The organism is Streptomyces sp. NP-1717, from assembly GCF_022695985.1.
GTDB lineage: Bacteria > Actinomycetota > Actinomycetes > Streptomycetales > Streptomycetaceae > Streptomyces.
On record NZ_JAAPBF010000204.1, the window covers coordinates 1 to 13,141 of the forward strand.

At 71.1% G+C, this 13,141-nt stretch carries 12 protein-coding genes; 3 read left to right on the plus strand and 9 right to left on the minus strand.

The features are described 5' to 3' along the window. From GXP76_RS28535 to GXP76_RS28550, 4 genes are all read right to left on the minus strand, one after another. On the minus strand, positions 1-1,341 hold a 1,341-nt coding region (locus GXP76_RS28535), incomplete at its 3' end, for a copper resistance CopC/CopD family protein (protein ID WP_242574498.1). A 14-nt stretch (positions 1,342-1,355) separates the two neighbouring features. Next, positions 1,356-1,784 carry a copper chaperone PCu(A)C gene (locus GXP76_RS28540; protein ID WP_242574506.1) on the minus strand — a complete coding sequence of 143 codons (429 nt, stop codon included), beginning with the start codon at positions 1,782-1,784 and terminating at the stop codon, positions 1,356-1,358. Positions 1,785-1,822: 38 nt separating this feature from the next. Then, positions 1,823-2,485 carry an SCO family protein gene (locus tag GXP76_RS28545; protein WP_242574499.1) on the minus strand — a complete coding sequence of 221 codons (663 nt, stop codon included), beginning with the start codon at positions 2,483-2,485 and terminating at the stop codon, positions 1,823-1,825. Between the two features lie 68 nt (positions 2,486-2,553). Continuing rightward, positions 2,554-3,294 (minus strand): YcnI family protein, encoded by a 741-nt coding sequence (locus tag GXP76_RS28550; protein ID WP_242574507.1) that lies wholly within the window; start codon positions 3,292-3,294, stop codon positions 2,554-2,556. Positions 3,295-4,008: 714 nt separating this feature from the next. On the opposite strand from GXP76_RS28550, the gene GXP76_RS28555 reads away from it, so the two are divergent. Further along, positions 4,009-4,497: an ATP-binding protein gene (locus GXP76_RS28555; protein ID WP_242574500.1), complete on the plus strand. Its 489-nt coding sequence runs from the start codon at positions 4,009-4,011 to the stop codon at positions 4,495-4,497. Between the two features lie 178 nt (positions 4,498-4,675). Here GXP76_RS28555 and GXP76_RS28560 read toward each other — a convergent pair whose 3' ends face one another. Together GXP76_RS28560 and GXP76_RS28565 are read right to left on the minus strand one after the other, a co-directional pair. Continuing rightward, positions 4,676-6,199 carry an aminopeptidase P family protein gene (locus GXP76_RS28560; protein ID WP_242574508.1) on the minus strand — a complete coding sequence of 508 codons (1,524 nt, stop codon included), beginning with the start codon at positions 6,197-6,199 and terminating at the stop codon, positions 4,676-4,678. A 152-nt stretch (positions 6,200-6,351) separates the two neighbouring features. Beyond that, on the minus strand, positions 6,352-7,875 hold the full coding sequence (locus GXP76_RS28565; protein WP_242574501.1) for a PP2C family protein-serine/threonine phosphatase: 1,524 nt from the start codon (positions 7,873-7,875) through the stop codon (positions 6,352-6,354). A 520-nt stretch (positions 7,876-8,395) separates the two neighbouring features. Between GXP76_RS28565 and GXP76_RS28570 the strand changes: the two genes are divergently transcribed. Together GXP76_RS28570 and GXP76_RS28575 are read left to right on the plus strand one after the other, a co-directional pair. Continuing rightward, entirely contained in the window at positions 8,396-9,079 is a 684-nt protein-coding gene (locus tag GXP76_RS28570) for a bifunctional DNA primase/polymerase (protein ID WP_242574502.1), read from the plus strand. 197 nt (positions 9,080-9,276) lie between these two features. Next, the gene (locus GXP76_RS28575) at positions 9,277-9,822 is read left to right on the plus strand and encodes a hypothetical protein (protein WP_242574503.1); all 546 of its coding nucleotides are present in this window, start codon (positions 9,277-9,279) and stop codon (positions 9,820-9,822) included. A gap of 272 nt (positions 9,823-10,094) precedes the next feature. Here GXP76_RS28575 and GXP76_RS28580 read toward each other — a convergent pair whose 3' ends face one another. The 3 genes from GXP76_RS28580 to GXP76_RS28590 form a co-directional block, all read right to left on the minus strand. Further along, positions 10,095-11,075: a DUF5926 family protein gene (locus GXP76_RS28580; protein WP_242574504.1), complete on the minus strand. Its 981-nt coding sequence runs from the start codon at positions 11,073-11,075 to the stop codon at positions 10,095-10,097. 160 nt (positions 11,076-11,235) lie between these two features. Continuing rightward, positions 11,236-11,793, minus strand: coding sequence for an ATP-binding protein (locus tag GXP76_RS28585; RefSeq protein WP_242574509.1), 558 nt, complete (start codon positions 11,791-11,793; stop codon positions 11,236-11,238). Positions 11,794-11,910: 117 nt separating this feature from the next. Next, positions 11,911-12,729, minus strand: coding sequence for a glycerophosphodiester phosphodiesterase (locus GXP76_RS28590; RefSeq protein ID WP_242574505.1), 819 nt, complete (start codon positions 12,727-12,729; stop codon positions 11,911-11,913). Positions 12,730-13,141: the final 412 nt, after the last annotated feature.

The following is a 13,141-nucleotide window of genomic DNA, read 5'->3' on the forward strand; positions in this document are numbered from 1 at the left end:
CCCGGCCGTCGTCCGCTCGCCGAGCAGCCCCGTCCAGCGCCGTGAGAACCAGGCGGCACCGAGCAGTACGGCGATCAGCGCGACCTTGGCCAGCAGGAGCTGTCCGTACGAGGTGTCGGTCAGCGCCGACCACGAGCCGACCTGCCGCCACGCCTGGTAGAGCCCGGTCACGGCCAGCACGACGACGCTGGTGAAGGCGATCCGGGAGAAGCGTCGCACGGCGGCGCGTTCGATGTCCGGCGTCCGGTGGAGCGCGGTCAGCAGCGACACGAGGCCGCCGAGCCAGGCGGCCACGGCCAGCAGGTGCAGCACGTCGAGGGGCATGGCGAGACCGGTCTGGATCCCGGTCGACGCGTGCTCGGACAGGGCCCACGTCCCGGCGATCCCGGCGGCGACGACCGTGCCGCCGAGGCCCAGCCCGAAGGTGAGGTCGGCCTTCGCCTTCTCCGCCTCGGAGCCCACGCCGCCCGGGCCCTCCTCGTCGCCGTCATCGGATTCCGCTCCGGCCCTCGCCCCGGAACCCGTCTCCGTCACGCGCTTCGCGTACGCGCCGAACAGCACCGCGATGAAGAGCGCCGCCGCGCCGAGCAGCAGCAGCCGCGAGACGAGCGCGGCTCCCGTCTTGGTGTCCAGTACGTCCGCGAGCCCACCGAGGTCGAACGCGTCGCCCAGCTTGCCGGACCCGGTGTACGGAGTCCGCAGTAGGAGGAGGACGAGCGTCGCGGCGGTCAGGGTGACCCAGCCGCCGACGACGAGCCGTTGCAGCGGCCGTACGGACGCGCCGCGCTGCCAGCACGCGAGGATGAAGGCGGCCCCGCCGACGAGCAGGACGAACCCCGCGTACGACAGATAGCGCACCGTGTCGTAGAGGAGGCCGACCGCTCCGCCGCCTGCCTCCTGGTCGGGCACGGTGGCCGTGGTCTCCGACGGCGCTCCTACGGAGAAGGTGAACGCGCCGGACACGGGGTGGCTGTCGGCGGAGACCGCCTGCCAGGCGACGGTGTACGTGCCGTCCGGCAGCCCGGGCTTCAGGCCGACGGCGTACCGCACCGTGCCGCCCCCGCTCAGATCGCGCATCTTCGCGACGTCGACGCGCTTGCTGCTCGGGTCGAGGACCCGGATGGAGTCGTCGCCCATGGCGATCTGTTCGGAGAAGGTGAGCGTGACGTCCTTGGGAGCGACGTCGACCACCGCCCCGTCCTTCGGATCGCTCGCGGTCAGCGCGGCGTGCGCCGACGCCGTACCGGAAAGGGTGCCGAAGAGGCCGCAGAGGAGCGCGGCGGTGACGAACAGCAGCCGTACGAGCGGAAGCTGCCGTATGCGGGGGGCGGTGGCCGTCATGGTGGGTCAGTCCCTCAGTGCCGCGTGGGGTTGTATGTGGTCTCCTTCACGGGAAGGTCGACCTCGATCGGGTCGGCCTTCTCGAAGCGCAGTTCCACGGAGATCCGCTGGCCTTGTACGAGCTTCTTCTTCAGGCCCATGAACATCAGATGGTTTCCGCCGCGGTCCAGGGTCAGCTCGCCCTCGGCCGGGATGTCGAAGGACTTCACCTGCCGCATCCGCTGGTCCTTGGTCTCGTGGATCGTGACGTCGTCCGAGACGTCGCTGGTGACGGACACGAGCTTGTCCGCCGCGCCGCCGCTGTTGGTCACGGTCAGGAAGCCGGACGCCATGTCGCCGACGGGCTGCGGCATGAAGGCCCCGGTGACCTTCAACTGAGGCCGGTCCTCCGAGGCGTCCGCCGACGAGCACCCCGCCAGCGCGACCGCCGACGCCAGTGACATCAGCACCGCCCCGGCGACGCGACGGCCGCCGCGCCCGCTCACGGGGTCGCGCCCTTGATGAGCTTCGGCAGATCCTTCGTGTAGTCGTCGGCCGTCGTGTCCTCGCCGTACAGGACGTAACCGCCGTCCGTCTTCGGCGAGAACGCGATGACCTGCGCGCCGTGCATGGAGACGACGCTGCCGTCCTTCTCCTTGGTCGCGGGCTCGATACCGATGCCGACCTGGCGGGCGCCGGCCTGGATGGTCGGGAAGTCGCCGGTGAGGCCGACGAACGACGGATCGCCCGCGCTCGGCAGCCACTTGGCCAGCTCGGCGGAGGTGTCGCGCTCGGGGTCGGTGGTGATGAAGACGACCTGGAGCTTGTCCTGGTCGGCCTTGGGGAGCGCCTTCCTGGCGATGGCGATGTTGCTCATCGTCAGGGGGCAGACGTCGGGGCAGTGCGTGTAGCCGAAGTAGATCAGCGTCGGCTTGCCCTTGGTCTCCTCACGGAAGTCGTACGTCTTGCCCTCGGTGTCCTTCAGGACGAGGTCCGGCTTCTCGAAGGGCTTGTCGAGCACGGTCGCCGCTTCGGTCTTCGGCTGTGCGGAGACGTCGGCCACGGGCTTCGACGCGGCGTCGTCGCCGCCGCTTCCGCAGGCGGACAGGGTGAGTGCCGCCACCGCCGTGAGTGCGGCGGCGGTGAGCAGGGTCTTCTTGCGCATGGAGGTAGTTCCCATTGGTGGAGTACGGGTGGCGGGCGCGGGCCCGGCGGCGGGCCCGCGCCCGACGGTCAGCTGGCGGGGGTGGCCGGAGTCCCGGCGGAGGAGGTACGGCGGCGCCCGGCCAGGACGCCGAAGGCCACACCGGCGGCGCCGATGAGGATGCCGGCGACGCCGAGGGCGCGCGCGGTGCCGTCGCTGCTGTCGGACGACGCCGCGTGCTCGGTGGCGTCCTCGCCGTCGCTCTTGTCCGAGGCGTGCTCGGCGCCGCCCTTGGCGTCGTCGTCCTCGGCACCGGCCGCGGCGCCGTGGCCGTCCTCGGTGGCGGCGGTCAGTGCCAGTACCGGCGCGGGGCTCTCGGGCTCGGCGCCCTCCGTCGGCGCGTCGATCCAGCGCACGACTTCCTTGTTGTCGTACGTCTGGAGGGTCTTGAAGACCAACTGGTCCGCGTCCTCGGGCAGCTGGCCGATGGAGAGCGGGAACTGCTGGAAGTAGCCCGGCGCGACCTTGCTGTCGCCCGTGGCGGTCCAGGTCACCTTCGAGACGGCCTCGGTGATCTGCTTGCCGTGCATCTCGATCGGCTTGTCGAGCTTGCTCTTGGTGACGGCGATCTTCCAGCCGGGCACGGCCTGCGGCGACACCGACGCCAGCGGGTGCTCGGTCGGGAAGTTCACCTCGAGCTTGACGGTCGAGGCGTCGTCACGCTCGTTCGGCACCTTGAAGTTGACCGTCGCGTAACCGCCCTTGGCGGCCTCGCCGACCGGCTGCACGCCGACGTGCGCGAGGGCGGCCAGCAGATGCGCGAGGAACATGGGCAGGGTGGGCAGCTCGGGCAGCACCGCGGCGGCGCCGAAGGCCCCGTCGGTGGCCCGGGCGGCCGTACCGTGCAGGTGACCGCCCTGCGCGAGAGCGCCGGAGGCCCCGGAGACCGTGGCGGGGTCGATCCCGGCGTCGGTCACGATGCGGCGCGCGTCCCCCGGGCTCAGCGACGCCGGACCGGCCCCGCAGATCAGCTTCGCCGCCATGCGGACCAGTACGTCGTCGGCACCGGCGCGCATCGTCAGGTGGTGCTGGCTCATCCCGAACAGGGCGTGCAGCGCGAGCTGTCCACCCGTCAGCGCGAGCGCGATGGCGGGCAGCGAACGGACGCGGCCCGCGAGCGGCACGGCCACGGCGAGGACACCGGCGAAACCGGCGACGAGCGTCCACCAGGGGACGGCCTGACAGGCCGCGAGTACATGTCCGGTCGCGGACAGCACGACACAGACCGCGGTGAACACCGCGGCCCTCAGGAGCCGCAGACCGGCTCCGGCGTGTGCGACACGATCAGACATGGCCGGGTCATCATCGCACTGGGGCAGGCGGCTTCGTACGGCAGGTCCGGAAGATCACCCTCTGTCCCTTACAACGGCGGACAGGCCACGCGCTTCCGCCGAATGGGTTGTTTCACACGGCCGATGTGCTTACGACACGCCTACAGGGGCAATACGTATCGGTATGTCGAGCTGTGGCCAGGAGGCTGGAGCATGAGCATCTGGTGGTCCCTCCATTTGCGGCGCGAAGCCGCGAGCGTTCCGCTGGCGCGCCGTCTTCTGATCGGCACGATGGAGACCGCGGGCGTCGACCCCGACATTTCCTTCGATCTGTCCGTCGCACTGAGCGAGGCATGTGCCAACGCCGTCGAACACGGCGGTGACGGCGGCCCCGGCGACGACCCTTCCCGGTCCTCGGAGGCGTACCGGGTGACCGCGTATCTGGACGGCGAGAGGTGCCGTATCGAGGTGGCCGACTCAGGGCCGGGATTCCCCGCCCGGAGAGCCCTGCGGCGGCCCACCGCCCTCGCCCCCTTCACCGCCGAGGACGGGCGGGGGCTCTCACTGATCGAGCAGCTGGCCGACCACGTCCACTGCCGGAACCGGCCGGGCCGGGGCGCGGTGATCAGCTTCGACAAGATCCTGAAGTGGCGCGAGGAGACCCCGCTGGTGGCACTGCCCGGCACGGCCGCCGGAGTCTGAGACCACACCGCACCGGGCCGCACGGAGTCCGAACGCCGCACTCCCCGGCCCGGCCGCGCCTCTCGCGCGCCCGGGCCCGGGCCGTGTCCGACACATCCCGCCTGGCGCGCGCGCCGCTCGCCCCGCCTTGCAGGCGGACGGCGCTATGTGTCGGACACGGCCCAGGAAGCCTCCCGGCTCAGCCCTGCTTGGTGGCCGCCATCCACGCCTCCACGGCGTCGGACGTACGCGGCAGCCCCGCCGACAGGTTCCGGTTGCCGTCCTCGGTGACGAGGATGTCGTCCTCGATCCGGACGCCGATGCCCCGGTACTCCTCCGGCACCGTGAGGTCGTCCGCCTGGAAGTACAGCCCCGGCTCCACGGTGAGGCACATACCGGGCTCCAGCGTCCCGTCCACGTACGCCTCCGTGCGCGCCGCCGCGCAGTCGTGGACGTCCAGGCCGAGCATGTGCCCGGTGCCGTGCAGCGTCCAGCGGCGCTGGAGACCGAGCTCCAGGACCCGCTCGACCGGTCCGTCGAGCAGGCCCCACTCGACGAGGCGCTCGGCGAGCACCCGCTGCGACGCGTCGTGGAAGTCCCGGTACTTCGCCCCCGGCTTCACCGCGGCGATACCGGCCTCCTGCGACTCGTACACCGCGTCGTAGATCTTGCGCTGCAACGCGTCGAACCGGCCGTTGATCGGCAGGGTGCGCGTGACGTCGGCGGTGTAGAGGGTGTGGGTCTCCACGCCCGCGTCGAGCAGCAGCAGGTCGCCGGCGCGCACGTCCCCGTCGTTGCGCACCCAGTGCAGGGTGGTCGCGTGCGGGCCGGCGGCACAGATCGAGCCGTAGCCGATGTCGTTGCCCTCGACGCGGGCCCGCAGGAAGAACGTTCCCTCGATGTAGCGCTCGCTGGTCGCCTCGGCCTTGTCGAGGATCCGTACGACGTCCTCGAAGCCGCGGACGGTCGCGTCGACGGCCTTCTGGAGCTCGCCGATCTCGAACTCGTCCTTCACGGCGCGCGCCTCGGACAGATGGACGCGCAGCTCGGCGTCGCGCTCCGCCGTGACCTTGTCGGTCAGCGCGGCCTCGATCGACGCGTCGTGCCCGCGGACCATCCGCACCGGGCCCGTCGACTCGCGAAGCGCGCCGACCAGCTCCCGCACGTCCTTCGCCGGCAGGCCGAGCAGCTGCTCGGCCTCGGCGAGCGAGTGCCGGCGCCCGACCCAGAGCTCGCCCTGGCGGCCGTCGAGCCAGAACTCGCCGTTCTCCCTGTTGGAGCGGGGAGTGAGATAGATGGTCGCCCGGTGGCCCTCGCCGCCGGACTCCGGCTCCAGCACGAGGACGCCGTCCTCCGTCTGGTCGCCGGTGAGGTACGCGTACTCCGTGGAGGCGCGGAAGCTGTACTCCGTGTCGTTCGACCGGGTCTTCAGGCCGCCCGCGGGGATCACCAGGCGGTCGCCCGGGAAGCGCGCGGACAGCGCGGCACGGCGGGCCGCCGCGTACGGCGCCTGTGCGACGGGCTCCAGATCGCGGAGCTCGGTGTCGGCCCAGCCCGACTTCATGTTCTCGGCCAGCTCGTCGGACACGCTCATGTACAGGCCGTTCTTGCGCTGTTTGACGGGCTTCTCGGCCGACGCCTCGTCGGCGCCATCGAGCACTGTGTCCGGATTTCCCAGGGTCTCCGGGGTCTCCGGCGTTTCCGGGATGAGCTCCTCGGCCACGGTCTGCCTCCTCATGTACGACATTGGACCTTTCGGGTCCCGGCACCATCGTATGTCTGTACGGGGGACAGACCAGGGGGCCTGTGGACAACGTGACCGGAGGCCGGACCGCCCCGGAGGGATTCCGTCCGCTTCGTCCGGAGAGGGCGTCTCTACTCGAAGAGGGCGGCGAGGATCACGACGTCCTCCCCGCTTCCGTTCGCGCCTCCCACGGAGGGTGCGCCGGGGCCCGCTCCGTCCGGCAGCACCACCCGCAGTACATGGTCGGCGACCGCACCCGGATCACCTCTGATGCTCCTGGGGACGCTCGCGGCCGCCGCGTGCAGCCGCGCGTAAGCCCGGTCCATCGGGCCGCCGGTGCGCCGCAGCAGGCCGTCCGTGTAGAGCAGCACCGTTTCTCCTGGCGCGGGTGACAGCTCGACGCTCGGCGCCTCCCAGCAGGACAGCATCCCCAGCGGCGCCGACAGGGTCGTCTCGACGAATTCGGTACGCCGCTCCCCCACGATCAGCGGCGGCGCGTGCCCGGCCCCGGCGAGCACGATCCTGCGCAGCGCCGGTTCGGCGTAGGCGAAGAGCGCGGTGGCGCTGCGTGCCGGTTCGGTCAGCCGCAGCAGCAGTTCGAGGTCGGACAGGACCGCGACGGGGTCCTCGCCCTCCATCACCGCGTACGCCCGCAGGGAGGCGCGCAGCCGTCCCATGGCCGCGAGCGCGCTCGGCCCCGTTCCGCTGACCGAGCCGACGGCCAGCCCCAGCGCGCCCTCGGGCAGCGGCAGCGCGTCGTACCAGTCGCCGCCGCCGTACCCGCTCGTACGGTGGCGTACGGCGAGCCGCACGCCGGGCACCCGGGGGAGCCGGCTGGGCAGCAGTTCGCCGGCGATCGTGGCCTCGCGGGCGCGGGCGGTCTCCAGCTCCAGGAGGCGCGCCAGATGCTCGGCGGCGTACCGCGCGTAGAGACCCACCAGATGGCGCTGTCTTTCGACCGGTTCGGCGGGTTCGTCGTAGAACCAGACCGCGACCCCGATCCGGCCCGCTGTCCCGGTCGCGAGGGAGACCGCGTACGTGGCGCTGTAGCCGAGCCGCAGGGCCACTTCGCGGTGGAGCGGGTCGAGGTCCGGGTCGCCGAGCACGTCGCCGACGGACTCGGCCGCCGCGGCGGGCTCCGCGGTGTCGTCGAGCAGCCTTCCGTAGGAGGACGCCCCGCGCGGTACGGTCTCCAGCTGGCCGAGGTCCGCGTGGCTGAGACCGAGTCCTACGGAGGTGCCGGGAATGTGCTCGTCCGCCCGGGCCGCCGGTTCGAGGACGACCAGACCGCGCGAGGAGCCGACGAGGGCGGCGCCCGCCCGGACGACCTCGTTGAGCGCCGCGTCCACCGAACCGGTCCTGGCCAGGCGTTCGGTGAGTTCGTGGAGGGTGGTCAGGTCGGAGACCCAGCCGGCCAGGCGGTCCTGGATCAGGATCACGGGTGCGCCGGGGGGCTCGTCGAGTGGCGCGACAGTGTGCGCGGGAGCCGGAACTACGGAATCGATTCCAGCCACTTTCGGCATGTGCGGAGCGCTCATGGCAACCGGCTTTCTGACTGGTGCGTTTCGCGCAATAGCATCGCAAACCACCGCGTGATTCTGCGCCACTATCAGTGCATCCACATGTACACGCACAACTGAGGCGATGTCCAGCATTGTCCCGGCGGAACAGCTGGTGTCTGCGCTACGTTCAACTTGGCGAGAAAATGCTCCCAACGCTGTATTCTGCGATCGACTGAGGGAACTCGACAGGGGCCTCCCCGGTGAAGCGCAGGCGACATCGAGGGGGAGCGTCATCCAGCACGTGATGGGTACGTGAACGGTGACGGACAAGGGCAGTTGGGACTGCCCCGGAACCTGACGGACGGCTTCGGCGTCTTACCCGCCGTAGCCCGCGCGCCATCCCGGAACGGCGGGGCTGTCACAGCGCGACGACAGCCCATCGAGTGCGCCACCCATCGCCACGGGTTAGTGAAAGACAGACCGCGTTCGGCCCAGGAGCGGTGAGCCCAGCCGCAGGCTGGCAAAGTCCGACTGTGCCCTGTCCACGGGGGCGGCGGAGCGTCGACGACACGCGTCGACTGTACGCACAGCGATACGCACAGTGAAGCCATGCACACAGATTGACCGGTGTGGCATGTGGACCTCGGCGTTCAACGGAAAGGAACGAGCGCTCATGCGCGAGATCCTCGGAAGGCGACGCAGGCTCCTGTTCAGGCGCAAGGGGATGCCTGCCCCACTCGAAGCGGCGCTCACGTGCGCCACGGCGTGGCAGTGGCCCGTACTTCCCGGAGCCGGCCTGAAGACGTCCGGCGGCCGGGGCGATCGTGGCCGCGGCTGCGCCTGCCCGGACCCCGAGTGCGCCGTACCCGGCGCGCACCCCTTCGATCCCGGCCTGCTGGCCGCGACGACCGACGAGCGCATGGTGCGCTGGTGGTGGGCCAACCGGCCCACGGCCCCGATCGTGATGGCCACGGGAGGCACCGCGCCGTGCGCGGTGAGTCTGCCCGCGGCCGCCGGGGAGCGTGCGCTGGTGGCACTGGACGAGATGGGTATGCGCCTCGGCCCGGTCGTGGCGACCCCCACCCGCTGGTCGCTGCTGGTCGCCCCGTACACCCTGGAACGGCTCGGTGAGCTGCTCTTCGCCAAGGACTGGGTGCCCAGCTCGCTCCGCTTCCACGGCGAGGGCGGCTATCTGGTGCTCCCGCCGTCCGCGGCGGTCGGCGGTCAGGTCCGCTGGGAGCGGGCGCCGCTGCCCGGCTCGGCGTCGCCGTGGCTGCCGGACGTGGAGGCGGTCGTGGACGCGCTGGTCGAGGCGAGCACGAGCGCACCGGACGGCGGCAGCCGGCTCGCCTACTGAGCCTCCTGCCGCGCTTCGCATACTGACCGGAACCGGGTCGCGCCCATGGGGTGCGGCCCGGTTCTCGTCCGTTCCGTCACTCGTACGGGTGCGAGGTGGCCCGCGTTGTAGGGGAAATGGGCGCGCGGCGCTCCGGGTGGCCCGATTCCGCCGGTATCTTCGGCCGACCGTCAAGATCTCCCCGGCAGGTGGGCCCCATGAATCCTCGTGTGATCGGGCTCGCCACCGTGGTGGTGGTCACCGCCCTGCTGCCGCTTGCCGCCTCGGCGGGCCCCGCGGGTGGCCCCGGCGCCCGCTCCGGGCCCGATGCCACCTACCGCCCCGCGGTTCAGCGGACCGCACCCCCGGAGGCGCCCCCGGCCGCGCTCCAGGAGGCGGAGAACGCCGGCACGGCGGCCGTCGAGCACTGCGGACCGGCGCTCACGTCGCGTGACGGGATCGAGGCCCCGACCTGTGTACTCACCGAGAACGGGGACACCTGGGGCCGAACGTACTACCGGAATGCGTCGGGCGGGAAATTGAGTTCCGTGCTCAGTCTGATGGGTCCCGGCGGGCGGACCGTGCAGTCCCACTGCCCGGTCGAAGACGGCGATGAGCCGGGTTCTTGTGAAACTCCGCGTGAACGTACGGCGGGAAAGCCCGCGCGGTACCGGGCGGTGGCGGAGTTCGCGGGAAGCGCCGACGGGACGGGGCCGCTGCTGCTCAGGTCCGGCAGCAACTCGACTGCTACGTCCGCTGGTTGAGCGATCCCGGCACTCGGCGGAACCGACGGCCCGGGGCGGTCGCGAGCGGCACGACAACTCTGCAGTCTCCACTCCGGAAATTGCAGGAACAGCCTCCGGGAACGCGGACGCCCGGTCGCTGGCGACGGGGGATGCACCAGCGACCGGGCTTCTAGAACGGTAACAAGAGATCGGCGGTTAGCAAATTCGATCTGATGTATTCGGACAAGAAATTACTTGCCGGTACGGGCAGTTGTGACGACTGTCACCGTGGGCGACGAATTTCCTGAGCTTCAGCTGAGGGTCACCTGGCGGTTGGTGAGACCGCCGCGCGCCCTGCGCTCGTCCCCGGTCAGCGGCGCGTCCACCGCCAGGGCCGCGGTCAGCCGCTCCTGGAGCTCCGCCGCCGGCTTCTCGCAGTCCTCGGCGCGCATCGCGCTGGGCAGGTCCCAGACCGGCACCGTCAGCCCGTGCGCCCGGAAGGAACCGACCAGTCGCGTCCCCTCGCCGAGGCTCGACGTACCGGCGGCGTGCAGCCGCGCGAGCGCGTCGAGCAGCTTCTCCTCGGGGTGCGGCATGACCCAGCGCAGATGGTTCTTGTCCGGCGTCTCGCACCAGTACGCGGCGTCCGCTCCGGCGAGCTTCACCGTCGGGATCGCGGCGGCGTTGGCGCGCTCCAGCGAGGCGGACACCTCGGGGGTCGCGTTCTCGGCGTCGGGCACCCAGAACTCGAAGCCGGGGTGGACGACCGGCGCGAACGCGGCCTCCGGGTCGAGCAGGTCCTGCAGGCGCGGCCCGTCGGCCGGGACGCGCTGCGCCGCGACCGGATTGCCGGGCTCGGCGCTCAGCGCGCGCTGAAGCGTGTCGGCCAGGTCGCGGCTGAGGTCGCCGGACGAGGTGTCGTTCTGGAGCGCGAGCAGTACGGAGCCGTCGTCGCGGCGCAGCGCGGGCCAGGCCATCGGCAGGACGGTCGCGAGCGTCACGGACGGTACGCCGTCAGGCAGGCCACCCTTGAGGGTCAGCTCCGCGGTCGCGGCGGGTACCAGCTCGCGCAGCGCGATCCAGTCGCACTCGCCGGCCAGCCCCTCGAAGGGGCGCTGGACCAGCTCGGTGACGGCCTGTGCGGCGGCCCGGCCGTGACAGGCCTTGTAGCGGCGGCCCGAGCCGCACGGGCAGGGCTCGCGGGCCCCCACGACCGGAATCGGCCCGTCCGTGAGCTGAGCTTTCGCGGACTGAGCCTTCGCGGCCTTGGTCTGGGGGCGCTTCTTGGCCATGGTGGGCTTCTCCCGATAGCGGCAGTGCGGTGTCGGGCGCGAGCCTAGCCGTACCGCCTGCGGCCGTGGGCGCAACGCCCCATCGGGGCAGGGCCGGTGGGAGTGCGCGTACGGGTCCCGATGAGCGCCGTGCGGTGCGCCGCCGGTGACCGGGAGTGCGTCAGCCGAGGTCGTCGAAGGTGTCGGTGAAGTCGAGTTCCGGCACGTTGACGCGCGTAGCGAAATCGTCGCGGCGGTGTCCTTCGGTGACGAGGACCCACACCGTGACCTCGCCGGACGCGCTGTCCCTCACGCCCCAGTCCTGGGCGAGCGAGGTGATGATGTTGAGACCGCGGCCGCCGCGCGCGGTGACCGAGGGGGTGGCCGGAACCGGTCGTGTCGGGCCGCCGCCGTCCGTCACCTCGACGGTCAGCCGGCCCGCCGGGTCGACCTCCCAGGCGGCGCGCACGTCGCCGTCGCCGACCTCCGCCCGCCCCAGCGGCCGGCCGTGCCGACACGCGTTGCTGAGCAGTTCGGAGAGGATCAGTACGGCGTCGTCGACGACCGCGTCGGACACGCCTCGGTCGCGCAACTGCTCGCGCATCCGATGCCTTGCCTGTCCCACGCCCGCAGGGCCATGGGGAACGGCCATGCTCGACGACGTGGGCACTTCCTGTGCCACCACAAACGCCACCCCCGAGACCTCCTTTGCCCCACGCCACGGTGTGAATGCCCCGATGGCCTGGACCGGAAACCGGCCAAGGGAGGGTCAGTGACGCACTCAACAAGGTCGAACACTTACCGAACGCGCCGGTGCACTCCCAGTCACACCCGGTGTGTCCGAATCCCTGACAAGTCAGTCAAGGCGTCCGAGCTGGGACAGCACCTGTTTGGGGCGGTTGGTGATGATTGCCTCCACTCCGAGGCTCGCGCAGAGTTCGACGTCTTCCGGCTCGTTCACCGTCCAGACATGGACACGGTGCCCCGCTCTGTGCAGCCGCTCCACATAGCCCGGCTGGTTGCGCACGATGCGGATGCCGGGCCCCGCGATCCGGGCGCCCGCCGGCAGCCGCCCGTCACGCAGCCGGGGCGAGACGAACTGCATCAGATAGACGGTGGGCAGCTGCGGCGCCGCGTCGGCGACGCGGTGCAGCGACCTGGCCGAGAAGCTCATGATACGCACGGGCGAGGTGCCGGGCCCCGTGCCGTCGAGCCCGAAGCGGGCCAGCATGTGGAGCAGCCGCTCCTCCACCTGTCCGGCCCAGCGGGTGGGATGTTTGGTCTCGATGGCCAGCTCGATGCGCCGGTCGGTGTCGGCGACGAGTTCCAGCAGGCGCTCCAGCGTCAGTACGGAGGTGAGGGAGCGGTCCTTCCAGTCGGGACTCTCCTCGCTCCCCGTGGTCTCCATGGTCTCCCTCCACGAACCGAAGTCGAGGGTGGCCAGATCGGCGAGCTCCAGCGCGGAGACGGCGCCGCGTCCGTTGGAGGTGCGGTTCACGCGCCGGTCGTGTACGCACACCAGGTGCCCGTCGGCGGTGAGCCGTACATCGCATTCCAGTGCGTCGGCGCCGTCCTCGATGGCCTTCTTGTAAGCGGCCAGAGTGTGTTCAGGGGCGTCCTCGGAGGCTCCTCGGTGGGCGACGACCTGGATGCTGGGCTGCCGTGCGTGAGTCACCCCGCCATGGTGTCACCGAGACGGGGTAAGCGTGGGGCGGTGCCCCTTCGGAGCCGTCCTGCGGATGCGTCTGGTTTGCCCCGTAATAAAGGATGGCGGGGAGACGCACAGGTCCTGCTTACCGTGGTCTGACGTGCTGTGGGAAAAGCTGAGGGCAGCGACATACGAGAACGTGTACATGCCGAAAAGGCGTACGCCGACGACCGAACGCGGCGGAAAACAGCGGAACTCTTGCCGAAGACTGATGTGGAACCGAGGAGTAAAAGACTGTGAGCACCGAGAACGAGGGCACAGCGGTCCCGTCCGCCCCGTCCGTACCTCCCGTGCCGGTTGCCGCTCCCGAGGGCACACCCGCTTCCGCTCCGGAGGGGTTCACCCAGGACCAGCGGTATCCCGACCAGCCCGGCCGCTC